Genomic DNA, 24500 nt, shown 5'->3' with positions numbered 1-24500 from the left:
TCGCCACGGTCGCATCACACCCCGACGCGACTACCATCGGGTGAGCCGCACCGGGCGGCCTGGGACGTGGAAGGGCAATACTCAGTTGATCGGCGAGATGCTGGAAGGGCGCTACCGCATCGACGCGCCGATCGCGCGTGGCGGTATGTCCATGGTGTTCCGGGGGGTGGACACCCGGTTGGACCGACCGGTCGCGATCAAGGTGATGGATCCGAAATTCGCCTCCGATCCCCAATTCCTGACGCGATTCGAACTGGAGGCGCGCGCCGTCGCCAAGCTCAAGCACCCGTCGCTGGTCGCGGTGTACGACCAGGGCGTGGACGGCGACCACCCCTTCCTGATCATGGAATTGGTGGAGGGCGGCACCCTGCGCGAACTGCTGCGCGAACGCGGGCCGATGCCGCCGCACGCGGTGCGCGCGGTAGCCGAACCGGTGCTGCAGGCCATCGGGGTGGCGCACGCGGCGGGTCTGGTGCATCGCGATATCAAGCCCGAGAACGTGCTCATCTCCGATTCCGGCGAGGTGAAGATCGCCGATTTCGGCCTGGTGCGCGCCGTCGCCGAAGCCAAGATCACCGCCGACAGCGTGATTCTCGGCACGGCCGCCTATCTTTCGCCCGAACAGGTCACCACCGGCGATGCCGACGCCCGCAGCGACGTGTACTCGGCCGGCATCCTCATCTTCGAAATGCTCACCGGCCGTACGCCTTTCACCGGCGACAATTCGCTCTCGATCGCCTTGCAGCGCACCGAGAAGGACGTGCCCAGCCCGAGCCGGTTCATCGGCGGCGTCCCGCCGGAGATCGACGAACTGGTCGCGCACGCCACCGCCCGCGAGCCGTCGCATCGCTTCCCCGACGCCACCGCGATGGCCGATGAGCTACGCCGGATCGCCCGCGACCTGCAGCTACCCGATTACCGGGTGCCCGCACCGCAGGAATCGGCCGAACATCTCAGCGCCCGCTACCAGGTCGGCGGCCCGACGCCGCAGCTGCCCGCCCGGGCCCCGCACACGCCCGGCCCGGTCCGGCACGCCCCGGCCGCACGCCATGCCCCGCAGGCCGCCGCGGCACGGCAGTCCCCTTCCGGCGCAGCCGATCTCACCACCAGACTCCCGGTGGACCCGCCCACCGAATTCGTGCAGCCGCCGCATCAGCAGACCCGGGTGATGACCGCCGCGCGCGAACTCGCCCCCGATTACGCGCCGCCCGGCGCCCCGCCCACCCAGCAGCAGCCGCCCGGGCACGGCGATTTCATCGAGGATCGCGGCAAATCCCGGCGGCGGGTGATGATCTGGCTGGGCATCGTGATCACCCTCGCGCTGCTGCTCGGCATCGGCGGCTGGTGGCTCGGGGTGGGCCGCTACGACGCGGTCCCGTCCATCGCGGGCATGGATCAGCAGAAGGCGGTCAGCACCCTGCAGTCCGCCGGCTTCGAAACCGAGATCCGCAACAAGGCTTCCGATACGGTGCCGGCCGGCAATGTGGTCGGCACCGATCCGTCCGCGGGCAGCAAGGTCCTCAAGGGCGCGACCATCGCCGTGCTGGTGTCCAGCGGTAAGCCCAAGGTCCCCGACGTCCAGCCCGGACAGGCCGTGGACGCGGTCAACAAGGCCATTCGCGAGGCCGGATTGACGCCCGTGGACGCCGGCGAGGTCGGCAGCACCGCACCCAAAGGCAGTGTGGCCAAGGTCGATCCGGGCCCCGGCACCGTGCTGCCCGCCAACGCGCAGGTGAAGGTCTACCGCAGCAAGGGCTCCCAGCCGGTCAAGGTGCCCGATGTGAGCGGCAAGACCGAGGAAGAGGCGCGCACCGCCCTGCAGAAGGCCGGGCTGACCGTCAGCTCCACCCGCAGCGAGTACGACGGCAAGGTGAAGTCCGGGCAGGTCATCGGCACCGATCCCGCGTCCGGCACCACCGTGGACTCCGGCAACGGGGTGGTGCTGCTGGTCAACAACGCGCTCGAGATGCCCTCGGTGCTCGGCAACAGCGTCGCCACCGCGCGCGCCAAACTGGAGGGTATGGGCCTGACCGTCACGGTGCGGCAGCTGGCCTCCAACGATTCCTCGATCGTCATCTCGCAGAGTGTCGCGCCGACCGCGAACGTGGAGCCGGGCGCCAATATCACGCTGGTCGCGTTGCCCTGATCGCTGACTTCCATAGGAAAACACGTACGGCCCGATCGGATTCCGATCGGGCCGTACGTATTCGCTTGTCGCGCGGGGATCAGCGCAGCATTTCCGCGACCAGGAAGGCCAGTTCGAGGGACTGCTGGGTGTTCAGGCGCGGATCGCAGGCGGTCTCGTAGCGCTCCTCGAGGTTGAGGTCCGAGATGTCCTGCGCGCCGCCGAGGCATTCGGTGACGTTCTCACCGGTGAGCTCGATGTGCAGGCCGCCCGGATGGGTGCCCAGCGCGTGGTGCACCTCGAAGAAGCCCTGCACCTCGTCCACGATGCGATCGAAATGCCGGGTCTTGTAACCGGTCGACGCCTCGTGGGTGTTGCCGTGCATGGGATCGCACTGCCAGATCACCTGATGTCCGGTGGCCTGCACCTTCTCGATGATGGCGGGCAGCACATCGCGCACCTTGCCATTGCCCATGCGCGCCACCAGGGTCAGCCGGCCGGGCTCGTTGTTCGGGTCCAGGCGCTCCACGTACTCCACCGCCATCTCCGGCGTGGTGGTGGGCCCGATCTTCAGGCCGATGGGGTTCGCGAGGAGTTCGGCGAAGGCGATGTGCGCGCCGTCGAGCCCGCGGGTGCGCTCGCCGATCCACAGGAAGTGCGCCGACAGGTCGTACAGCGACGGCTCACCGGTCACGGGATGCTCGGCAAGACGCAGCATGGCGCGCTCGTAATCCAGCACCAGCGCTTCGTGACTGGCGTACAGGCGGGCGCTGGACAGGTTCGGATCGTTGACCCGGCAGGCGTTCATGAACGCCAGCGCGCGATCGATCTCGGTGGCCATGGCCTCGTAGCGGGCGCCGGCCGGGGACTGGGCGACGAATTCGCGGTTCCAGTCGTGCACCTTGTGCAGGTCGGCCATGCCGGCGGAGGTGAGCGCGCGCACCAGGTTCATGGCGGCCGAGGCATTGGCGTAGGCGCGCACCAGGCGCGACGGATCGTGTTCGCGCAGACCGGCATCGGCGGTCAGCGAGTTGACCATGTCGCCGCGGTAGGACTTGAGGCCCAGCGCGTCGGTGTCGGAGGACCGCGGCTTGGCGTACTGGCCGGCGATGCGCGCGACCTTGACCACCGGCAGGCTGGCGCCGTAGGTGAGCACCACGGCCATCTGCAGCAGGGTGCGGATATTGCCGCGGATATGCGGTTCGGTGTTGTCGGCGAAGGTTTCCGCGCAGTCGCCGCCCTGCATGAGGAAGGCCTCGCCGCGGGCGACCTCGGCCAGTCGTAGCTTGAGTTCCTCGACCTCGGCGGGCACGCAGATGGGCGGCACGGATTCGAGCACGGTGCGCATCTTGGCGGCCTGCTCGGGATCCCACGAAGGCTGCTGCAGCGCCGGTCGGGCCAAGGCGTCGTCCAGACGCCGACGCAGCTCGGCGGGCAACGGGGGCAGCTCGGGCAAGCGATCGATCGGTACGTCGACGGTCCAGTTCACCCGTTCAGAATACGGACCGCTATCGGTGACTTGGACCACCCCCAGGGTGAGGATGACTCACACCGTGCCGGATGGTCTGCGCCTGCCGGGCGGGAGCCGGGCGCGGTTGCCTAGGCTGGCACATCGGACGATCCGCGCGGATCGGCGAGCTTGTCGGTGGCGGCGGTCAGCGGCGACGAACTGAGGAGAGAACCATCCGGTATTTTTACGACTCGGAATTCATCGAGGACGGGACCACCATCGACCTGGTGTCGATCGCCGTCGTCTGCGAGGACGGGCGCGAATATTACGCCGTCTCCACCGAATTCGATGCGGAGAAAGCCGGCCCGTTCGTCCGCCGCAACGTGCTGCCCAAGCTGCCGCCGCCCTCTTCGCCGCTGTGGCGGAACCGGGAGAAGATCCGCGACGACCTGTACAAGTTCCTGGTGCCGCGCCCGGGCGTGGAGCCCGAGCTGTGGGCGTGGGTGGGCGCCTACGACCACGTCGCGTTGTGCCAGCTGTGGGGCTCGATGGTCGATCTGCCGAACGCGTTGCCGCGCTACACCAATGAGCTGCGCCAGCATTGGGATCAGCACGGCCGCCCCGCGCTGCCGCCGGTGCCGAAGGACGCGCACGACGCGCTCGCCGATGCCCGCCACAACCTGGCCAAGTTCGAGGCCATCGAGGCGCATCGGCGGATGAAGGCGTTCTGAATCCGCAGGACCGCTGAAACGACAGAACCCCGGGAATCGCTCCCGGGGTTCTCTGCTTTGCGCCAGGCTCGGACTCAGCCGGCCATGGTCTGCGGGACGCGGTCGGCGTCGGGACGCGAACCCGAGGGCACGCCTTCCTTCAGGCTGGCGGCGTACACGTCGACGTACTCCTGGCCGGCCATGGTCATGAGCTCGTACATGATCTCGTCGGTGACGGCGCGCTCGACGAAGCGGTTGCCGCCCATGCCCTCGTAGCGGGAGAAGTCGATCGGCTTGCCGAACTTCACGGTCACCTTGCGCGGGCGCCAGCGGAACGGTCCGGGCGGGCACACCTCGTCGGTGCCGATCAGAGCCACCGGGATCACCGGGACACCGGTCTCCAGGGCGAGGCGTGCCACACCGGTCTTGCCCTTGTACAGACGGCCGTCCGGGGACCGGGTGCCCTCGGGGTACAGGCCGACCAGGCGGCCTTCCTCGAGCAGCTTGCGCGCGGTGTTCAGCGCACCTTCGGCAGCGCTCGCGCCCGAACGGTCGATCGGGTACTGGCCGGTGCCGGAGAAGAAGAACTTCTGCAGCCGCCCCTTGAGGCCCGGGGTGGTGAAGTACTCGGCCTTGGCCAGGTAGGTGATGCGCCGGGGGCTGGCAAGCGGGGTGAACAACCAGTCGGTGAACGACAGGTGATTACCGGCGAGAATCGCCGCACCCTCGGCCGGTATGTTCTCGACGCCTTCGACCTTGGGCCGGTTCAGCAACTGGATCAGCGGTCCCACGAAGACGAACTTCAGCAGCCAGTAGAACATTGCGTCCTTTCCCCTGTTTCGATACCCGGGACCGGCCTCGTTGCGGGCACCACACTCAAATGCCCACCCTACCGCTGAGACCGATCGGTGACCAACCTCTCCCCCGCCCAATGTGATCGGTTCATCCAGCTTTTACGAGCTGAGGATGTCGAGCGCGGGGGCTGACGCCCCCACACCCCCGGAAGAAGGAGAGAGCGGGGACCGGTCTGCCCGACGTCGACGAGCAGCGCGCAGTACCGCAGCGGCCTCGGCCTCACTGCCCGCGCCCCGCGCCCCACGACTCGGCAGGGTCTGACCCCGCCTGGCCCTGTCACTCACATCGGGTCGCTGCGATACCCGCCGACAATCGGACCGATTCGTCGGCTCACACGGCGGTGTGCCGAGCGACGAGACAGCGAGCGCTGCCCGCTTATCCTCGTCGCCTCCCTCGAATGCGCATCACCGTGTAGGACCTGGCCGGGGTGGCCGGTGATGCAGACGCCGAATGCCCACCCGCGCATCGCGCTTCGCCGGCGCGGCTCGGGTCAGTGGTGGGCGGGGATGGCGTCTTGGGGGGCTTCGAGGGCGGCTCGGGCGAGTTCGGCGGCGCCGATCATGCCGGCGGCTTCGCCTAGTTGGGCGGTGCGGATGCGGGCGAGGCGGCGGTGGCGGGCGCCGGTGATGGAGGCGGCGTAGTGGTCGCGGGCGTCGTCGAGGAAGAGAGGTGCGGAGGTGCTGACGCCGCCGGCCACCACGATCAGGTCGGGGTCGAAGATGTCGCTGACGGCGGCCAGGCCGAGGCCCAGCCAGCGGGCGAAGTCGGCCATGACTTCCTGGGCTACCGGGTCGCCGTCCTGGGCCGCGCCCGCGACGCGGCGGCCGGTCAGGGAGCCGGGGTCGCGGAGGGCTTCGCGGGCAAGGACTTTGGAGCGCTGGGGGTCGGTGGCCAGCATCTCCAGGGCGGTGTCCACCAGAGCTGTTCCGCTGCAATAGCGTTCCCAGCAGCCGCGTTTGCCGCAGGCGCAGGCACGGCCCTGGGGAACGACCTGGATATGGCCGAGTTCGGGTGCCACACCGTAGCTTCCGCGATAGAGCTGGCCGCTGATCAGCAGGGCGGCGCCGATACCGGTGCCGATGGCGACCAGCACCACATTGCGACCGCCCGCCGCCGCGCCGAAACGGTATTCGGCCCAGAGCGCGGCATTGGCATCGTGTTCGAGGATGACCGGCAGGCCGAGGCGGTCGGTGAGGCGTTGCGCGACGGGCGCGTCCTCCCACGGCAGGTGCGGCGCGAAACGCACGGTGGCGCGGTCCTCGTCGACGAAACCGGCCACCGCCAGCCCCACCGCGCCGATGGGATGCCGGGCGCACAGCTCACGCACCGCGCGCGCCAGACCGTCCTCCAGCGCCCGCGCGGATTGCGGGGTCGGCGCGGTCACGGTGTCGAGGACCTCACCGGCCCCGTCCACCACCGACGCGCGAATATTCGTGCCGCCCACATCGATTCCGACTGTCAACGGCACGTTCCCACCGCCGTTCATGCCTTGATGGTGACGTTGATGGGCACGTAACCCGGCTTCGACCGCCCTCGCTCCCCCGATTGGCGGCCGCCCGGCGCGGAATCCGCGGGCGCTCCGGCATTCTCGGCGCCGGGCCGGCGCGCCGTCCCGGGTCCGCGCCCGAAACGCCTGCGGCGCTCGCCATCCGGTTCACCCTCGCCCGCGGCCTCCGGAGCCTCGGGCGGAATGCCCGCCCGCTGGCTCGAATGCTGGTGGTGGGCATGGAATTCGGCCGATTCGGGATCCAGATCCGGCGGGATCACCGGATCCACCGGCACCCCGGCCAGCGCTTCGCGCAATACCGTGACGATGGCGGTCCCGTGGTCGGCGATGGCGGCCACCACATCGTGATGCTCCCCGCGCACGATGGCCGCGGCCGCGCACACCGGGCACCAGCTGCAGTTGTCCCAGTTGGCGCGCCCGTCGGAAGCGGTGCGGCGCAGCACCGGTTCGACCCGTTCCAGCACGGCCTCGGCGAGCAGCCGCAGTTCCTCGGCGAATTCGGCGAAATTGACCTCGGCCGGGCCGGGCGCCGCGGCGGGGTCGTGCGTACTGGTCATTTCGGCCACACCTGCGGGTCGGGACGGAATCGGATGACGAGTTGGTCGCCGTCGAGTTCGGCGGCGTCGACCGTGCACCGCCGCAATACCGGTGCCAGGCGCAGGCGCCGCCTGACGCCGTCCGCTCCCACGATCAAATCGTCCTCCACTCGTCCCAGCTGCAGGGTCGACGCGTCGACCACCGGCAGATGCATGCGCATCGCGAACACCGACTGCAGCCCCGTTCCCGACTCGAGCCGCACGTCCGGCCCGGTCGGAACGGACGTCCCGGCGTCCACGTCTGTGCCAAGCATAGGTACCGGACCCGTTCCCACCCAGTTACCACTCGCGTCGACCTGGTAGGACAGCGCGGAAAGCGCGGCCAGCCCGATCGGTTCGGCTCCGGCGTGCCCGACCACCTGGACGGGAATACCGGTCATTCGCTTGCGGAGTTCGGCCACCACGTCGAGTTGTTCGCCGCGGCGGTCGAAGTACCAGCGCACCGCGGGGTGCGGGTCCGCACTGTCTGTGGGAGCAGGCATTTCCGGCAGTACCCGGTTGACCAGGATGGAATCCAGGCGCAGTCCGAGCAGGGCCGCGGCGGATCGCACCCGCGCGGATTCGGCGACCGCCACCCGTTCCGGCGCGGTCACCAGGCGAGCGCCGGTGCGCTCCCGATCGGCGATCAGATCCCGCGCGCCCGCCACCGCGGACGCGATCTGCTCGACGCTGACGGCCAGCACCGCGCGCCGGAAGTCCCCGCCCGCCGCGCTCAGCGTGCGCGCGTGCGCCGGCCACACCCGCTCCAGGTAACCCAGCAGCGTGTCGGGCGTGGTGACGATGCGCAGCATGTCCGCCGACGGCGGGCAGTCCACCACGATCACGTCCCAGCGGGCGCGCGCGGCGAACTGGGTGATCTCCAGCAGCGCCAGGATCTCCTGCACGCCGGGCAGCCCGGTGAGTTCGGCCGGATCCAGCGCCCCGACGTCGACGCCGTGATCGTGTCCGGCACCGGACAGCATCAGTGCCACCGACCGGAACCGATCTTCCAGCAGCGCAAGCGAATCCACTTCGATCACATCGAGCCCGGTGGCGACCGAGGCCACCCCGCCGGGCTCGCGCCGGAACCGGAAACCCAGCGCGTCGCCGAGCGAATGCGCCTGATCCAGCGAGGCCAGCAGCACCCGCCGGCCGTCACGCGCGTAGGCGAGCGCGGTCGCGCAGGCCAGCGTCGTCTTCCCCACTCCGCCCTTGCCGACGAAAAGCTCCACCCGGGTGGTGGGCCGCGGCGGGCTCCCCTGTGTGCTCGCGGTCAGCCTTCGACCCGTTTCTTGAGTTCCTTCAAGGCCGTATCGGTGATGACCTTCTCGGCTTTGCGCTTGAACATACCGATCATCGGGATGTTCAGGTCGACGGTGAGTTCGTAGACCACCTGGGTGGTGCCGTCGGGCAGGGCGATCAATTCGTAGGTGCCGTCCTGCGCTTTCTGCAGGTCACCGCCCACCAGCGTCCAACTGACCGCCTTGCCGTCGGGCCGCCAGGTGTAGGAGAGCGTGTAAGTGTCCTTGACGACCCCGGCGTCCAAGACGAAGCGCGCGGTGCGGGCACGGCCGTCCGGGTACTTCTCCAGCACCTCGACCGAGCGGGCCGCGGCGACCCATTCCGGATACGACTCCAGGTCGGCGATCACGGCCATCACCCGATCCGACGGGGCGGCGATCACGATCGACCGTTGAGTGCGATCGGCCATGGGTGGCAACGCTTCCTTTCTGGACGCGGCGGGCGGACCGCCACGATGGTGGCGAACTAGCGCGCGGCGGGCGCGACGCCGGCCTTGCGACCGGCCTCCAGCCGGGCCTTCACCTCGAACGTCATCTTCTTCCCGGCGATCCGGCGCACCCGGTTGGCGGCCAGCAGGTCCCGCGCCGACATCCCCGACAGGCCCTGCGGTTCGGCGTGCATGAAGTAATGCATGATCACCCCGTCCAGCATGGGCTCCAGCCACACCTCCATGGTCCCGTGCACCGGGCCTTCCACGGTCCAGCGAATCCCCTTGTCGCCCCGGTCTTCCCGCACCTGAATCGTCAGGTCCGGCCACCACCGGCGCCACCGGCCACGATCCGCCAGCACCTCGGCCACGGCCGTGCCCGGCGCGGCGACGAAGGTCTGATCGGCAACCTGGATACTGCTCACGGCGCTGAGCCTAGCGCAGAGCCTGCGAGACGCCCGGGTCGAGGAGTTCACGTAGTCGCTCTCCCATCAGATCCCACCTCCATTGCTGCTGTACCCAGGCACGACCGGCCGAACCCATGCGGGCGGCGGCGTCGCGATCGGAGAGGATGGAAACGATTGCCTCGGTGATGGCCTCGCCGGAGCGGCCGTTCACGACCAGGCCGGTTTCGCCCTCGCGCACGGTTTCGGGGGCGCCGCCGGAGGTGCCCGCGACCACCGGAATCCCCGCGGCGGAGGCTTCCAGGTAGACGATGCCCAGGCCCTCGACGTCCAGGCCGAAGCCGCGGGTGCGGGAGGGCATGGCGAAGACGTCGGCCAGGGTGTAATGCGCGGCCAGTTCCTTGGACGCGACGCGGCCGGCGAAGACCACGTCGTTCTCTACCTCCATGATCTTGGCGAGTTCGCGGAGTTTGCCCTCGTAGGGGCCGCCGCCCGCGATGACCAGGACCGCACCGTCGATCTTCTTGCGGATCTCGCGCATGGCCACGATCAAGGCGTCCTGGCCCTTGCGCGGCATGAGCCGGGACAGGCACAGGATGGTGGGGCGTTCGCCCAGGCCGTAGCGTTCGCGCAGTTCCGCGCGCGCGGCCGGATCCGGTTTGAACACTTCGGAATCCACGGCGGGCGGCAGATATTCGAGGGCGGCCTGCGCGCCGAACGCGGGCGCGAACCGGCGGCGGGTGTATTTGCTGACGTAGGTCACCACATCGGTGTGATCGCCGATGACGCGCAGGGCTTGGCGCGCCCCGGGCAGCATGGACCAGCCCACCTCGTGCCCGTGGGTGGAGGCGAGAATCCGCTGGGCGCCGTGTTTGCGCAGGTAGGGCGACATGAGCGCGAGCGGCGCGGCGGCGCCGAACCACACCCGGTCACACCCTTCGTCCCGCATGAGCTTGCGTGCCCGCCGCGCCACCAGCGGCGTCGGCAGCATCAAGGTGGTGGGATGCCGGACCACCTGGAACGGCTGGTCGGCATCGAACTTCCAGTGGCTGTCGCCCTTCCACCGCGGCGCGTACACCACCAGCTCGTCCGGCGGCAGCTGCATGGCCAGCGAATGCACATAGGACTGGATACCTCCCGGTCGCGGCGGGAAATCATTGGTAACCAGCAGAGTTCGCCCCATCCCACAAACCTACTGCACCACCCCCCGATCCCCGCCCCAGCCCGAATCCTCGCGCACGACGCGCCGGTGCGGTCCGTCATCCCGCCCGCGCGAGGTTCCCGTCCACGGTGGCGCACAGCTGGTCCCGCAACTGCGCCTGAGTCATGGACGGATCGACGAAGGCCAGGGTGCAGATGCGACGCAGGGTGAGTTGCAGTGCGGCGGCGCCCTCCGCGGTGAGCGCGGGATAGGCACGGCCGACGGTCTCCATCAAGCCGATGAGCTCGGTGGTCAGCACGTCGTCGAGGGCAGTGCGGAAAGTGTCGAGGCCGAGTTCGACCGCCGCCAGCACCGAGGGCTGTACGTAATGCAGTGCGGCCCAGGCCAACATGTCCAGGCTGGCGGTGAGCAGGCCGCGGGCGTCGGTGCCGGCGCGTTCGTGCTCGGCCCGGAAATCCGTGCAGACCCGGCCCAGATTCTCGGGGTCTATGCCGAAGAGCACGAGGTCGCGTTTGGAAGGAAAGTAGTGGTAGAGCCCGCCGACCGAGAGATGCGCCTGCCGGGCGGCCTGGGCCATGGTGAGTTGCCGGGTGCGGCCGGGGGTCAGCAGCGGGCGGACGGCCAGGAAGATCTCCTGCTGCCGGGCGAGCCGATCCTCCTTGGGCCGACCGGGTTTTCCGAATCCCATGGCCGATTCCTCTCCATATCTCCTTCGACTATGGCATCGGGAGCCCGGCCGGCGCGACCATCGAATCTCGAGGTTCGAGGGAGGGAATCGATGACTACCCGTTTGTCCGCGCAGACCGAGATTGCCCGGCCGGCCGCCGCGGTGTGGGCGCTGCTGGCCGATTACGGCAATGATCCGAAATGGCGGGAGGGTGTGCGCACCATGGCCCCGGACCCGGAAGGCCCGGTCAAGGTCGGCACGCGCACCGCCGAGCAGCTGCGGTTCGCCGGGCGCACCTATCGCAATGACGGCGAGGTGGTGGCGGTCGAGCAGGGTGTGCGGTTCGAATGGCGCACCACCAGCGGCGTCGACGCGACCGGAACGCGCACGGTCACGCCGCTCGGCGCGGATCGCTGCGAGGTCCGGTTGGAAACGCTGCTGCGCCCGCGCGGCGCCGACCGCGTGGTGGCCTTGCTGTTCGGCGGTCCGCTGCAACGGAATCTGCGCCGCGACCTGCACCGCCTGCGCGATCTCGCGGAGTCCGGCGGCCCGCACGATCAGTGACCGCGCAGGTCACGCGCCTTCGGCGGTACGGGAAGTGAGCCACGCCCGCCAGTCCGCGACGAAGGCGGAATACGGTGTGCCCAGCGTCTTCTGGAAGATGCCGTCGACCGCGGCCCGATCCTTGGCCCCGGTGGCCAGCTGCCGGTACAGCGTCACGAGCTGCTGTTCACCGAATCGATCGGCGATGAAAGCGCAGGCGGCCCAGCCCTGTTCGTAGGCCAGTGCGGGCTGCCCGCCGGGTGCGAAGAGCGCGTCGGACGGCAGCTCGGCGGGCAGTTCCCCGGCGCGAGCGCGAGTGGTCAGCGTCGGCGCGGTCTCGGTGATCGGCCGCCGCAGCCCGCGATAGGCGGAGTATTCGGGGAAGCCTTCGAGCATCCACTGCGGCGAACCGTCGACGGTGACGGCCCGCGTCGCGACATGCGTGAGCTCGTGCCGCAGCGTCACCCGCAGTCCGTCCGCGCCCAGCCGCCGCCCGGCCTCGGATCCGAAGACGACCCGCTGCCCCTTCGGCTGCATGCCCGGATGGAACGGATCGGCCACCGTCGCGGCCGCCACTTCGGCGGGCACGGTTCCGGTTTCATGGGTGAGCGCGGCGAATTCGGCGGGCGAGGACGCGACCACCACGACCGGAGCCTGCGACCAGTCCGATCCCCACAGCGAGCTGACCGCGGTGGTCGCCGCCGCGAGTTCCCCGGCCAGCACGTCGATATCGCTCTGCCGCGCGGGATGCCCGACCACCGCGCCGACCTTTCCGGCCCCGGTGGGCACGGGTTCGACCACGAGCTTGCCGTAGGACTCCATGGTCCGGCGCAACTCGGCGAGCTGCGGATCGGTGACGGTCAGCGCATCCGAAGCCGGCGCCACCGCACGCAGTTTCGGCAGTACCGAATTGGGCAGCATGAGCAGCGCCCCGCACGCGGCGGTCAGCGCGCTGACCGTGACCAGGGTGAGCGCGAACTGGAACCGCCGTTTCGCCAGCCACCACCCGCGCAATCGCCGCAATCCCGTCATGGCAGCTCCGTACGCGGCGGGACGCAGGCCGGACCGTGGGTACGCATGCTGCCTCCTCCGGGTGCGGCGCGGTCAGAACCGGCGCGCGGAATGGAACGGGGTGGATCCCATCGGCGCGACCTGGACCGGTACGCCGAAAGTCGAAGCGTGCAGCATCAATCCGTTGCCGGCGTAGATGCCCACGTGCGAGACCTCAGAGTAGAAGAACACCACATCGCCGGGCTGCAGGTCCTTCTGGTCCACGGGCGTGCCGAAGTTGGACTGCTGCTGGCTGGTACGCGGCACGTTCTTGCCTACCTGGTGAAAAGCCCACTGCACCAGTCCCGAGCAATCGAACTGGTCTGGACCGACCGCGCCCCAGACGTACGGCGCGCCGACCCGGGTCAGCCCGGCGGCGAGCGCGCTGGTGCCGCTGCCGGGAACCAGGCCGCGCAGCAACGAATCCCGATCGAAGCCGGGCGGGAACATGGAACCGGCCAGCGCGGACTTGTCGCTGGCCGAGAGCTGACCCCAGGCGGCGATCACGCCGGCGATGGAACCTTGCAGATCCGAGCGCTTGCGTTCCAGCTCGGCGCGCAAGGCGTCGGCCTGATTGCTGGCGGCGCGCGCCTCCTCGGCGGTGGCGCGCGCGGTCTTCTCGGCGGCGGTGGCGGCGTCGCTCACCTGTTTGTATTGGCCCAGTTGCTCATTGGTGCGCGCCCCGACCAGATCCACGATGGACATCTGATCCAGCAACTGCTGCGGGGAGCTGCTGACCAGCAGCGAACTGAGCCGATTGGTGCGCCCGCCGAGCAGGCTGGAGGTGGCGGCGCGATCGATGACCGGCTGATACTTCTTGATCTCGCCACGGGCCGCTTCGAGAGCGGCGGCGGCGCTGCCGGCCTTGGCGTCGGCGTCCCGGGCGACGGTGAGTTTGTTGTCCAAGTCCGTCTGCGCGTCGAGCGCCTGCTGATTGAGTTGTTCGGACTGCCGCGACAGATCCACCAGCCGCTGCACCGCTTCCCCCGCGGATGCCGGTGCGGCGACCGGATCGGCTGTCGCGGGTCCGGCCCCCGCGGCTACCGCGATGACCCCCGCGGTCAGGGCCGCTCCCACCAGTTTCGCGGTGCGATGGTCCCGCACCCGATCCCGCCGTGTTCGATGCTGCTGCGCTGCCACCGTCGGCCTGTCCCGTTCTCTTACCCCGTGCTGGAAAAGAAGGTCTCGATAAGATTACGAAACGGCGACCGCTTGTGTCCAGCAGGCCACGAAATCATTACGGCCGCCGCTTCGTTTGCAGGTCACGACCTGCGGTTCGAGCCTCAGATGCGGCGCGCGCCCGCGAACGGCATCGACGAGATCGGCGCGACCTTGACCGGCTGGCCGGAGGTCGAGGCGTGCACCACATTGCCGTCACCGACGTAGATGCCGGAGTGGCTGCCGCCGTAGAACGAGACCACGTCGCCGGGCTCGAGGGCGTCCTCGGACACCGCGTAGCCGGCATTGAGCTGCTCGTAGCTGGTGCGCGGCAGGCTCACGCCGGCCTGCGCGTAGGACCACTGCACCAGGCCGGAGCAGTCGAAGGCGTTCGGGCCGGCGGCGCCGTACACGTACGGGGAGCCGACCTTGCTCAGCGCGGCGTTCACGGCCTCCGCGCGCGGGCTCGCCTGCGGAGCCGGGGCGGCAGGCGCGCCGGGGGTCTCGACGCCGGGGATGGCGGGGATGGTCACCGGAATCGATTCCGGCACACCGGGAATGCCGGCCGGCAGCTGGATCTGATCCGGTACGTCGAAGGTGCCGACGCCGGGGATGGTCACCGGCTGGGCCGACGCGGGGGCGGCGGGCAGCAGCAGCGCGCTCAGCGTGGCAGCGCCGACGGCGCCGGCCGCGACAGCACGCTGCGCGCCGCGCTGCATGCCCCGGACCCGCTTGACGGTGTTGGTCGCCATGATGAGGTACTTCCAATCTGCCCCGCAGCGTCGCACCGGGTGGTGCGTCGGACTCCGCGAGGTCTCAGGAAGATTACGAGGACATAACGGTGGCTTGTAAAGCCGAGACGAACGCTCGGTGATCGGAAATAGTTACGCGCTCGCATTTCGGTGCGACAAACGTCACAGCAATCACGAAACGATAACGACGCCGGTTTTGCCGGGAGCTTCCCGGCGGCTACCCGCCGGTAGCCGACACGCCCGTGAAACGCGCTCGAGCTCGACAGATTCCGTATAACACCAGCTCAGCACCTAACCCCGCGACCTGGGCTGGACGGTTGACCTCGAGCGACACGCCCGACCGCGCGGGGAGCCGGCAGCACGCGGTCGGCACCGAGCCGAACCATCCGGCCGGTCCGCCCGAATTGATCCACTTTCTGAATCAATGTGACCCTGACCACATTTCGGCATATTTCTGCAATTCGGAGATCTCATCTCGAGTATCTCGATGCGATATTCAGACATTTCCCCAGGAAATGCCTCGGCGCACGACTCGGTGGCGCCGGCGGCCTCGAGCCGCTGACCTGGGGCGGAGCCCAACAAGATCAACAGCGAGGTCCGGTCCGGCCGCGGCCGTCCCACGACACGCGAATCTTGTCGGACCTCGCGCCTACGCTTGCTGTCCGTGTCCCAGCAGCTGGCCTTCGACGAACTCGAAACCCCGCTGTACGACACCACATTCGTGGTCGTCGACCTGGAAACCACCGGTACCAGCCCCGACGGGGACGCCATCACCGAGATCGGGGCGGTGAAGGTGCGCGGCGGCGAGGTGCTCGGCGAGTTCGCCACCCTCATCAACCCCGGTTGCGCCATACCGCCGCAGATCGTCCACATCACCGGCATCACCACCGCCATGGTCATGGACGCGCCCCGCATAGAAGAAGTACTGCCCGGTTTCCTGGAGTTCGCCAAGGGCGCGGTGCTGGTGGCCCACAACGCCCGCTTCGACACCGGCTTCCTGCGCGCCGCCGCGCATCGCCTCGAACTCCCGTGGCCCGCCTTCCAAGTGGTGTGCACGGTGCAGCTGGCCCGCCGCGTGCTGCCCAAGGACGAAGCGCCGTCGGCGAAGCTCTGGTTTCTCGCACAGCTGCTCGGCGCGGAAACCCGTCCCACCCACCGCGCCCTGGACGACGCCCGAGCCACCGTGGACGTGCTGCACGCGCTCATCGCCCGCGTCGGCAATCAGGGCGTGCACAGCCTCACCGAACTCCTCGACTATCTCCCCGAGGTCACGCGCCGCCAGCGCGCCAAACGCGTTCTCGCCACCGACCTCCCGGCCACCCCCGGCGTCTATCTCTTCCGCGGCCCCTCCGACGAAGTCCTCTATATAGGGACGGCCGTGAACCTGCGCCGCCGTGTCCGCAACTACTTCACCGGTTCCGACACTCGCCCCCGCATGCGCGAAATGGTCCAGCTGGCAACCCGAGTCGACCACGTCGAGTGCGCCCACGGCTTGGAGGCGGGCGTTCGCGAACTCCGGCTCCTGCTCGCTCACACCCCGCCCTACAACCGCCGCTCCAAATTCCCGCAGCGCGCCTGGTGGCTCACCCTCACCGACGAACCCTTCCCCCGCTTCACCGTCTCCCGCACCCCCACCCGAGATGCCCTGGGCCCCTTCAATTCCCGCACCGAGGCCCAGGAGATCTCGATCACCCTCGCCGAAACCGCCGGCCTGCGCACCTGCACCACCCGCATCCCCCGCACCGGCCGCCACGATTGCCAGCCCGCCATCGTCGGCGGTTGCCCCGCGGCCACTGAAAACAGCCCCCTATATATAAAGGAATACAGTCACGCCCCCGAAGCGATCCGCGCCCTCTTCACCGGCGCCGACGACGCGCTCCTGCACGCCATCAACGCGAAGCTCGAATCCCTCTCCGCCGCAGAGCATTTCGAAGCCGCCGCCCGCCTCCGAGACCGCACCGTCCCCATCGTCCGCGCCCTCCGCCGCACCCAGCGCCTCGCCGCCCTGGCCCGCATCCCCGAACTGATAGCCGCCCACCCCGACGGCGCCGGCGGCTGGCATTTCGCCGTAATCCGCCACGCCCGCCTAGCCGCCGCCGGCAACGCACCCCGCGGCACCGCCCCCATGCACATAGTCGACCGTCTCGCCGCCTCCGCCGAAACCGTCATCCCAACCCGCCTGGAATCAACGGAAGCCGAACCGCCTCTCGACGACACCGGATCAACACCGGCAGCCGACCCCCGCGCGCCCTACCCACCCCTCCGCGGCGCCCTCCCCGAAGAAGCCGGCCTCCTCGTCCGCTGGCTGGAACAACCCGGCACCCGCATAGTCCGCACCACCGACGGCTACCAAGAACCCCGCCTCGGCGCGGGCGCCTGGCTCGACTGGCTGGCGCGCGCAGAAGCCGCAGCCACCGACCCGATCACCGACTGATCGGGTCGGTGATCGGGTTTGCCCGCACCGTCACCCGGCACTACCGTCGAGCCCGGCACGAATCCGATTCGAACGGGGCAGCGATCAGCATGCCGGACGATCTTCGAGAGCGGATGCGCGATATCCCGGGGTCCGATGACAACCTGAAACCCTTTCCGCTCACCAGGACCCCGGACACGGACTCACAAGGGGATCAAGGACCGAACATGGAGAGGATTCCAGGACTTCTCGAGCATCTGAAGCGACGGCTGGGGTCGCCACGTCGGGTGGAGTCCGCGCAGTCCGATCGAGGGAATCGGGGCTACGACTTGGTCTTCTATGAGGTGGAAGATCCAGGGATCGTCACGGTGGTCACCAATGGCTTGCGGTTTCAACGGATCACGGCGATTCGCCCCGAGGAACTGGTCTGCTCCTTGCGGTCTGACCAGGAGCGTTTTGTGCACTACCTCGTCGATTCGATCGCATCGATGATCGTCGAGAATGGCCGCGGGATGGAGTACGGGTCGGTCTTCGGGGGCGATCGGCCGATCATCGACGGGACCTCGATCACTGGCGTAATCGCTTACACCAGTCCGCTGTTCGACGCGGGCTTCGACTTCTTCCCGACCGCCGATGCGGCGACCGTGCAGATGATCTCGCTGGTGCCCGTGACCGAATACGAGATCGATTTCGTGGCGGACGAGGGTGCTGACATGCTCTTCGAGGTCTTCCGGCTCAACGGGACGGATATCCTCGATATCGGGCGAGAATCCGCTGTGTAGCAATGATGTTCAGCTAGGCGCGGCGCCGGGTGGGCGACGCGCCGCCGACGGGACGCATCAGGCGGCGTCGAGGGACTCGATGATTTTGCGGGCCATGGCGTTCACGGTGGGGGTGGGCTGGCCTTTGGCGGTGGTGGCGGTTTCGACTGCGACTAGGACGGTGGTGCGGAAGTTGGCGGATTCGGTCGGGGACTGGGCGTTCAGGAGGTGGATGGCGGAGGTCAGGGCGGGGAGGACGTGGTCGGCCAGTTCGGCTACGGACTTGCCGGGGAGGTGGATGTCGCGGGACTTGGTGGACAGGACGTGGCCGACGAGGCCGGTGGCGGAGGTGAGGGCGATGGTGGCCTGGGCGACGGACTTGTGGGGCGCGCCGGCGGCGGCGAGGAGGGAGACGGCGCCGTAGGCGGCGGTGCGGAGGGTGGAGGTGGCTTCGGCGGTGAGGGCGATGGTGGACATTTGTTGTGCTCCTTGTGGTTTCGGTGGACCGGGGATCCGGTCGCTTTGTTCGATGTACACACTTTCGCCGGACCCGCTGATATCGCGCTGACAGCGGACTGACAGGTGTGCTGACACCGAAGGGGACGGGGCGGTATGTCTTTTACGGGCGATTTGTCGGCATAAGGGCAGGTCCGCCACGCCGCCACACGGTTTGTGAAGCAATGCCGGGTTGGACTTGTCAAGGCCAGTAACATCTGCCGCCGAACACACTTCCGCGTCACCACTTTCCTTTCGGTTAGGACGGTTTCGTGAGCAACGTGGAGTCGATGGATCGCCGGGATGGCGAGATCGACACCGAGGTCGTCGTTTTGGGTGCGGGGCCGGCCGGGTTGGTGCTGGCGAACCTGCTCCGGGCGGCGGGGATCGAATGCGCAGTGGTGGAGCGGCAGTCTCGCCATTGGATCGAGAACCGCGCTCGAGCAGGGTTTTTGGCGCCCGACGCGGTGCGGGTACTGCGTACGCACGGGCTGGCCGAGGGTCTGCTTCAGCGCGGTCGCGAGCATGATGTGTGCGAATTCCGGGGGCCCGACGGCGGGTTCGAATTGCGTTATGGGCGAAGCGGTTCGCGCGGGGTGCATACGGTGTACCCACAGCAGGCGCTGGTTTCCGATTTGGTCGCAGAATTTCTGCGGCACGGTGGCACAGTGCATTTCGAGACCGCGGCGGAACACGTCGGCGGGCTGGAGAGTGAGCGGCCGTGGGTGCTGGTTCGTGACCGCGACGGGCGGGAGCGGCGGATCACCGGGCGCTATGTGGCGGGCTGCGATGGCGGGCGCGGGGTGGGGGCCACCGCGGTTCCGGGGTCACGGGCGGTGCGCGATCACGGGATCACCTGGCTGGCATTGCTGGTGCAGGCACCGCCGAGTTCGCCGAATGTGCTGTACGGCGTCCACCCCGACGGGTTCGCGGGACAGATGCCGCGCACCCCCGAAATCACCCGCTACTACCTGCAATGCGATCCGGCCGATACACCCGAGGACTGGGATGACGCGCGCACCTGGACCGCGTTGAACCGGCGCCTGGACATCGCGAGGCACGGACCGCTCACCCAGGGCCCCATCATCGAGCGCAGCCTGGTGCGACTGCGTTCGGAGATCCGCGATCAGCTGCGATACGGCCCCCTGCTGCTCGCCGGGGACGCCGCCACCGCGATCAGCCCATCGGCAGCCAAGGGCGCCAACCTCGCGATCCTGGGCGCCGAGCTCCTGTCACGGGCACTCACCAGCGCGGTGCGGTACGGCGACCTCGACGGCCTGGACCGATACACGGCCGATTACGCGCCGATAATCGAACGCGCCCAAGAGTTCTCACACTGGATGATCGACCTGCTGCATCCCCCGGCCGCCGGCGATCCACACGCCGACTATCAACGCGTGCTGCGCCGTTCCCGCCTGCGCGACCTGGCAACCTCCCGGGCGCATCAGGACTTCTTCGCCGACAACTACGTCGGACTCTGAATTCCCTGTCCCACAACTGAACAACCTATTTCGCCATCCCCTCAGGAGGACGCGTGACCCCCGCGCTGGCAGCGCCTGCCGAGCTCGATTCGTTCGATCTCCACCAGTTGGACGCCGCGGCGAGATTCGCCACGACCTACGACACCGAGGCCGTGCTGAACGCCATGCTGCCCGGTCTGACCGCGGGCGAGCGGGCCGCGATCGTGGCCCGGTGCCGCTTCGCGCACACCGCCGTACTGGTGTTCCCGCCGGATCCGGAGACCCTCGTTGCTGCCTTGGCGCAGCGCGGGATGACCGCCGGGCCGGCCACGCCGTCCATGGTGGTGCGGGCGCGGCTGGCCACCCGGTACGGGAGATCAGCCGACAGACTGGATGTGCGGATCGTGCGGGTCGCGCTACCCAGCCCGGACGGCGATCCGCGCCTGCTGGAGATCTTCGCGCTGATCGGTGATCAGACCGAGATCGCGGGCGCCGAACGCGCCGCCGGGAACGAATCGCATCTGGCGCTGGAGGTCGAGAGCACCGACCCGGTCGAACTGGCCGGACTGCGCACCCTGCTGTTGCGTCGCGGCCGCATGCACGCCGACGGCGGCGGATACAACAGCCACGAGAACGCGACCGTTCTCTACTTCCGCACCACCGCGACGGACCGCCCGTACCGTCGCCTGGAATTGCATGTGGCAGGCAGGCATTCGCCGATCTTGACCGCGCATTGCCATGCCTCGCACGACGCGCCCACCCGCCTGCTCCGCCTGATGACCGGCGCGTGGGCGACCCAGGCACTCGCCGTCACCGCCACCCTCGGCATCGCCGACCGATTGGCCGCCGCCCCCGGCGCATCGGTCGCCTACCTGGCCGAACTGACCGCCACCGACCCGGACAGCCTGGCCCGATTGCTCCGCTACCTCGCCGAACTCGATATCGTGCGGCCGCACGGGGACGGATACGAGCTCACCGATTCCGGGGCGCTGCTCTCGAGCTCCGCCGCGCAATCGCTGCAGCCATTGGCGCAGTTGTACGGCGGAGCGTTCTACGAATCCTTCGCCCACCTCGATCACGCGGTGCGGACGGGCACAGCCGGATTCGACCATCATTTCGGCCGGCACCACTTCGAGTACTTCTCCGGGACACCCTCCGGTGCAGCCCTTTTCGACAATGCGATGGCGGCGAGCGCGGCCATCTTCGGCCAGGTCGGCGAGCTCATCGAGCTGGGCGGCGGTGAGACCATCGTCGATATCGCGGGCGGGAACGGCACGCTGCTGGCCGCACTGCTGCGCACCGCGCCGCGGGCACAAGGCATCCTGCTGGAGCGAGCCTCGGCCCTGGTCACCGCGCGAGCCGCGCTGGAACGCGCCGGGTGCCTGCACCAATGCCGTTTGCAGGAGGGCGATTTCACCGCCGAGGTGCCCGGTGGTGGTGATATCTACCTGTTGTCCCGGGTGCTGCACGATTGGGACGACGCCCGCTGCCGCACCATCCTGACTCGATGCGCCGCGGCCATGCCGGCCCATGCTCGCCTCTACGTGATCGAACGCCTCCTGCCCGACAACGATGCCGCATCCCTCGCACCCGCCTGGGACATCCACATGCTCTGCAATGTCGGCGGCCGGGAACGCACCTTGTCCCACTATGGCGATCTGGCCGCTGACGCGGGCCTGTTCATCGCCCGAACCCATACGCTGCCTCTGGATTTCGCACTGATCGAAGTCATCCGGTCAGACGAAGTCGGCTCGATGGGCGCGGCACCATCGATCGAAGGTACGGGGCGGGCGGCCCAATAGTTCACCGACGGTGTCGGTGCGGAAGCCGACGGTGTCGGCGCGCATGATGGTGAACCATTCGAGGATGGCCGCCGCGAGGGCCGGCGGTGCGCCGTTCGGGTAGCGGGAGCGCAGTGCGGCTTCGGCAGTGGCGGCGGTGCGGACCTCGACAGGACGGGACAGCTCCGCCGCCAGTACCTCCACTTGCTCTGCGACAGTGAAGGTTTCGGAACCGGTCAGGTTGTAGGACTTGCCTTCGTGGCCGGATTCGGTCAGGACGCGGGCCGCGACGGCCGCGATATCGGCAGGGTCGATCGGGGCGTAGCGGCCGGGGCCTGTGGGGTCGTCGACCGGTCGGCCCGCTCGGATGGCGGGAGCCCATTGCAGCGCGTTGCTCATGTATCCGCCGGGGCGCAACACGGTGGCGGGAATTCCGCCGGCCCGCACCAGTTCTTCGCGTTCATGATGCCAAGAGCCCATGGCCGGACGGGGTTCCAGGGCGGCATGGAAGGAGGACAGCTGAACGATTCGCTTCACGCCGGATCGTTCGGCGGCCGCGACGGCATGGCGAGCATGATCGAGGCCGACGCCCGGGACGAGCAGAAAGAGCTGGTCTACGCCTTCGAAAGCGGGTGCGAGCGTGGAGGGTTCGTCCAGGTCGCCGACAAAGATCCGAGCTCCGGCCAACCGGCTCACCTTGGCGGGGTCCCGCACCAGAACCCGGAACTCGGCCCCGGCGGCCGTCAGCGCAGGCATCAGCTCGCGGCCGATGTTTCCGGTGGCACCGGTGAGCAGTATCATCACATCTCCGATCGTTAGCCGTCTATCGAAAAACACTAGACGGCTAACGATCAACCGGCAATACCCCGCAGCCACCGACCGGAGGTCCCATGTCCGAGTTCCTCGACCTGTTCGGCCGCACCTCGAAAGCGGTGCGCGCCTTGGCCGATCGCGACATGCGCCGCCACGGCCTGCATCTCGGCCAGAACCACGTACTGGCGGCGCTCTGGGAACAAGATGGCCGCACCCCCGGTGAAATGGCCGCCGCCCTGAATGTCACCACCCCCACCATCGTCAAGATGGCCACCCGCATGGCAGCGGCCGGCCTGCTCGAACGCCGCCGCGACGACCGCGACAACCGCCTGGTCCGCCTCTGGCTCACCGACCACGGCCGCGACCTTCGAGACCCCATCGAACGTGACCGCCACGCGCTCGCCGCCGATGTCACCGCCACCCTCACCGCGACCGAACGCCGCCACCTGATTACCGCGCTGGCCAAAATCAACCAGGCCGCTCTCGACCTTCTGGGCGAACCCCTCTCCCCCTCCGAATCCGTGCCCGACTGATCATCTCGGCCACAATGGACCCCATGCACGTCCCGGACGCCGAGCGCTGGAACCACAACATCCACTACCACCGTCTACTCGCGGACGCCCTCCCCGCAGGCGGCGCCGTCCTCGACATCGGTTGCGGCGAAGGCATGCTGGCCCGCCGCCTGCACGCCGAAGGCCACCGGGTCACCGGCATCGACCTGGACGAACACGGCATAGATCTGGCCCGCGCCCAATCCCCAGACGGCGAAATCACCTACCTCCAAGACGATTTCCTGACCCACCCCTTCGCCCCCGAATCCTTCGACGGCATAGTCTCGGTCGCCACCCTCCACCACATGGACGCCCCCACCGCCCTGACCCGCATCCGCGACCTCCTACGCCCCGGCGGCACCCTCGCGATCCTCGGCATGGCCCGCCCCGACCTCCCCCGCGACCTCCCCTTCGAAGCCGCCACCCTCCTGGCCGGCACCTGGCACCGCATCATCCGCACCCAATGGACCCACCCCTCCCCCGTGGCTTGGCCCCCACCCGAAACCTATTCCCAAATGCGAACCCTCGCCGAATCCCAACTCCCCGGCGCCCACTTCCGCCGCCTCCTCCTCTGGCGCTACGCCCTCACCTGGACCAAGCCGAGCTGATCGGCGTCGCCCCGATATAGTCGCTCCGATCTGTATCGATGAACGGGGTGGGTATGAGGCACAGCGCTTTTCGGTTCGGCGGGCTGCAAACCGCACTGGTCGTGGTCGCGGCGACGGCGGTGCTCGGCGGCTGCGGTCTGGTGCCGGACAAGCTGAAACCGGGTACGGCGGTGACGCTGACCGCGCAGACCGCGGACGGCGGCCGGCCAACGAGCGAAACTATGCAGACGGCACAGCGGATCATCGAGAAACGTGCGAAGGGGCTCGGTCTCGACGGCACCTCGGTGGAAGTCCAGGGCAACGCCCTCGTGATCACGGTGCCCGGAGATGACGGCTCGCGAGCCAAGGCGCTCGCACGGACAGCCCACCTCACCATTCGCCCCGTGCTGACCGCATCGACGCCCGCCCGGTCGGGGGTCACCGTGGCGAAAGAGGTTCGACAGAGCAATGATCCGAGCGTGCAGGCTTCGACGATGGCCTCGATCGCCTGCACACACCCCGACCCGCTGCACGGCGGCGACGACCCGCGCCTACCGCTGGTGACGTGCGACAGCGAAGGCAAGGAGGTCTTCGTACTGAGCAAGTCATCGGTCGATGGCGGCGGTATCGAGAAGGCCGAAGCCGTTCTCGACTCCGCATCGGCTCAGCACATGGTGCTGATCAACTTCACGCCCGAGGCAGCCGAGCTGATGCGGAGGCTCACCACCGAGTATCTCTACCAACGGATCGCCATCAGCCTGGACTCGGAGGTGCTGTCGGCGCCGGTCGTGCAGGCCATGATCACCGGCAATCAGATTCAGATCAGCGGCCGTTTCACCGAGGACTCGGCGGCCCAGCTCGCCAACGCTCTTCGTTTCGGCGCGCTCCCGGTATCTTTCACGTCCTGAACCGGCCCGGACAACGGGGAAGGCCCCGAGTCGAATTCGACTCG

Annotated in this window: 24 protein-coding genes; 10 read left to right on the top strand and 14 right to left on the bottom strand. The window is 68.7% G+C overall.

All coding sequences use genetic code 11. The annotated features are described in order from the left end of the window. Positions 1 to 97 precede the first annotated feature (97 nt). Positions 98 to 2146, top strand: coding sequence for a Stk1 family PASTA domain-containing Ser/Thr kinase (locus LTV02_RS34395; RefSeq protein ID WP_233041825.1), 2049 nt, complete (start codon positions 98 to 100; stop codon positions 2144 to 2146). A gap of 79 nt (positions 2147 to 2225) precedes the next feature. On the opposite strand, the gene LTV02_RS34390 is transcribed toward LTV02_RS34395, so the two are convergent. Next, positions 2226 to 3614, bottom strand: coding sequence for a class II 3-deoxy-7-phosphoheptulonate synthase (locus LTV02_RS34390; protein ID WP_067717411.1), 1389 nt, complete (start codon positions 3612 to 3614; stop codon positions 2226 to 2228). 194 nt (positions 3615 to 3808) lie between these two features. Here LTV02_RS34390 and LTV02_RS34385 point away from each other — a divergent pair, with 194 nt between their 5' ends. After that, the gene (locus LTV02_RS34385; RefSeq protein WP_233041823.1) at positions 3809 to 4306 is read left to right on the top strand and encodes a polyadenylate-specific 3'-exoribonuclease AS; all 498 of its coding nucleotides are present in this window, start codon (positions 3809 to 3811) and stop codon (positions 4304 to 4306) included. 74 nt (positions 4307 to 4380) lie between these two features. On the opposite strand, the gene LTV02_RS34380 is transcribed toward LTV02_RS34385, so the two are convergent. The 8 genes from LTV02_RS34380 to LTV02_RS34345 all read right to left on the bottom strand — a co-directional run bounded on the left by LTV02_RS34380 (position 4381) and on the right by LTV02_RS34345 (position 11205). Beyond that, positions 4381 to 5106 (bottom strand): lysophospholipid acyltransferase family protein, encoded by a 726-nt coding sequence (locus LTV02_RS34380; RefSeq protein ID WP_233035760.1) that lies wholly within the window; start codon positions 5104 to 5106, stop codon positions 4381 to 4383. A gap of 524 nt (positions 5107 to 5630) precedes the next feature. Next, a complete protein-coding gene (locus tag LTV02_RS34375; protein WP_233035759.1) occupies positions 5631 to 6626 on the bottom strand; it encodes an ROK family glucokinase in 996 nt (331 codons plus the stop codon). Next, entirely contained in the window at positions 6623 to 7204 is a 582-nt protein-coding gene (locus LTV02_RS34370; RefSeq protein ID WP_233035758.1) for a hypothetical protein, read from the bottom strand. Before LTV02_RS34370 ends, LTV02_RS34375 begins: the two co-directional genes overlap by 4 nt. Then, positions 7201 to 8454, bottom strand: a complete 1254-nt coding sequence (locus LTV02_RS34365) for an ArsA family ATPase (protein ID WP_233035757.1) — start codon at positions 8452 to 8454, stop codon at positions 7201 to 7203. Before LTV02_RS34365 ends, LTV02_RS34370 begins: the two co-directional genes overlap by 4 nt. 41 nt (positions 8455 to 8495) lie before the next feature. Further along, positions 8496 to 8933, bottom strand: a complete 438-nt coding sequence (locus LTV02_RS34360) for an SRPBCC family protein (protein WP_067717418.1) — start codon at positions 8931 to 8933, stop codon at positions 8496 to 8498. Between the two features lie 56 nt (positions 8934 to 8989). Next, on the bottom strand, positions 8990 to 9376 hold the full coding sequence (locus LTV02_RS34355) for a polyketide cyclase / dehydrase and lipid transport (protein WP_233035756.1): 387 nt from the start codon (positions 9374 to 9376) through the stop codon (positions 8990 to 8992). Positions 9377 to 9386: 10 nt separating this feature from the next. Next, a complete protein-coding gene (locus tag LTV02_RS34350; RefSeq protein ID WP_233035755.1) occupies positions 9387 to 10538 on the bottom strand; it encodes a glycosyltransferase family 4 protein in 1152 nt (383 codons plus the stop codon). A 76-nt stretch (positions 10539 to 10614) separates the two neighbouring features. Beyond that, a complete protein-coding gene (locus LTV02_RS34345) occupies positions 10615 to 11205 on the bottom strand; it encodes a TetR/AcrR family transcriptional regulator (RefSeq protein WP_233035754.1) in 591 nt (196 codons plus the stop codon). A gap of 90 nt (positions 11206 to 11295) precedes the next feature. Between LTV02_RS34345 and LTV02_RS34340 the strand changes: the two genes are divergently transcribed. Continuing rightward, positions 11296 to 11748 (top strand): SRPBCC family protein, encoded by a 453-nt coding sequence (locus LTV02_RS34340; RefSeq protein ID WP_233035753.1) that lies wholly within the window; start codon positions 11296 to 11298, stop codon positions 11746 to 11748. Between the two features lie 9 nt (positions 11749 to 11757). Here the strand turns inward: LTV02_RS34340 and LTV02_RS34335 are convergent, their stop codons facing one another. The 3 genes from LTV02_RS34335 to LTV02_RS34325 all read right to left on the bottom strand — a co-directional run bounded on the left by LTV02_RS34335 (position 11758) and on the right by LTV02_RS34325 (position 14687). Then, entirely contained in the window at positions 11758 to 12759 is a 1002-nt protein-coding gene (locus LTV02_RS34335; protein ID WP_233035752.1) for a hypothetical protein, read from the bottom strand. 72 nt (positions 12760 to 12831) lie between these two features. Continuing rightward, complete coding sequence (locus LTV02_RS34330) at positions 12832 to 13881, bottom strand: NlpC/P60 family protein (RefSeq protein ID WP_233041821.1); 1050 nt, start codon at positions 13879 to 13881, stop codon at positions 12832 to 12834. Between the two features lie 179 nt (positions 13882 to 14060). Then, on the bottom strand, positions 14061 to 14687 hold the full coding sequence (locus tag LTV02_RS34325) for a C40 family peptidase (RefSeq protein WP_233035751.1): 627 nt from the start codon (positions 14685 to 14687) through the stop codon (positions 14061 to 14063). Between the two features lie 658 nt (positions 14688 to 15345). Here LTV02_RS34325 and LTV02_RS34320 point away from each other — a divergent pair. Both LTV02_RS34320 and LTV02_RS34315 read left to right on the top strand, forming a co-directional pair. Then, complete coding sequence (locus LTV02_RS34320) at positions 15346 to 17121, top strand: DEDD exonuclease domain-containing protein (protein ID WP_233041819.1); 1776 nt, start codon at positions 15346 to 15348, stop codon at positions 17119 to 17121. An 8-nt stretch (positions 17122 to 17129) separates the two neighbouring features. Further along, positions 17130 to 17882: a suppressor of fused domain protein gene (locus LTV02_RS34315; protein WP_233035750.1), complete on the top strand. Its 753-nt coding sequence runs from the start codon at positions 17130 to 17132 to the stop codon at positions 17880 to 17882. 57 nt (positions 17883 to 17939) lie between these two features. Here LTV02_RS34315 and LTV02_RS34310 read toward each other — a convergent pair whose 3' ends face one another. Further along, on the bottom strand, positions 17940 to 18338 hold the full coding sequence (locus LTV02_RS34310; RefSeq protein ID WP_233035749.1) for a hypothetical protein: 399 nt from the start codon (positions 18336 to 18338) through the stop codon (positions 17940 to 17942). A gap of 290 nt (positions 18339 to 18628) precedes the next feature. Here LTV02_RS34310 and LTV02_RS34305 point away from each other — a divergent pair, with 290 nt between their 5' ends. Further along, positions 18629 to 19837, top strand: a complete 1209-nt coding sequence (locus LTV02_RS34305; protein WP_233035748.1) for an FAD-dependent monooxygenase — start codon at positions 18629 to 18631, stop codon at positions 19835 to 19837. A 53-nt stretch (positions 19838 to 19890) separates the two neighbouring features. Then, positions 19891 to 21618 (top strand): acetylserotonin O-methyltransferase, encoded by a 1728-nt coding sequence (locus LTV02_RS34300; protein WP_233035747.1) that lies wholly within the window; start codon positions 19891 to 19893, stop codon positions 21616 to 21618. On the opposite strand, the gene LTV02_RS34295 is transcribed toward LTV02_RS34300, so the two are convergent. Continuing rightward, positions 21553 to 22398 (bottom strand): NAD(P)H-binding protein, encoded by an 846-nt coding sequence (locus tag LTV02_RS34295; protein ID WP_233041818.1) that lies wholly within the window; start codon positions 22396 to 22398, stop codon positions 21553 to 21555. The genes LTV02_RS34300 and LTV02_RS34295 overlap by 66 nt on opposite strands. 89 nt (positions 22399 to 22487) lie before the next feature. Between LTV02_RS34295 and LTV02_RS34290 the strand changes: the two genes are divergently transcribed. The 3 genes from LTV02_RS34290 (at position 22488) to LTV02_RS34280 (ending at position 24456) form a co-directional block, all read left to right on the top strand. Further along, a complete protein-coding gene (locus LTV02_RS34290) occupies positions 22488 to 22943 on the top strand; it encodes a MarR family winged helix-turn-helix transcriptional regulator (protein ID WP_233035746.1) in 456 nt (151 codons plus the stop codon). 23 nt (positions 22944 to 22966) lie between these two features. Next, the gene (locus LTV02_RS34285; RefSeq protein ID WP_233035745.1) at positions 22967 to 23569 is read left to right on the top strand and encodes a class I SAM-dependent methyltransferase; all 603 of its coding nucleotides are present in this window, start codon (positions 22967 to 22969) and stop codon (positions 23567 to 23569) included. Positions 23570 to 23670: 101 nt separating this feature from the next. Further along, positions 23671 to 24456: a preprotein translocase subunit SecD gene (locus LTV02_RS34280; RefSeq protein ID WP_233035744.1), complete on the top strand. Its 786-nt coding sequence runs from the start codon at positions 23671 to 23673 to the stop codon at positions 24454 to 24456. The last annotated feature ends 44 nt before the right edge of the window (positions 24457 to 24500 follow it).

The sequence above is a fragment of the Nocardia yamanashiensis genome, assembly GCF_021183565.1.
GTDB lineage: Bacteria > Actinomycetota > Actinomycetes > Mycobacteriales > Mycobacteriaceae > Nocardia > Nocardia yamanashiensis.
The sequence above is the reverse complement of the archived record's forward strand: the minus strand, read 5'-3'. Positions and strand labels throughout refer to the sequence as shown.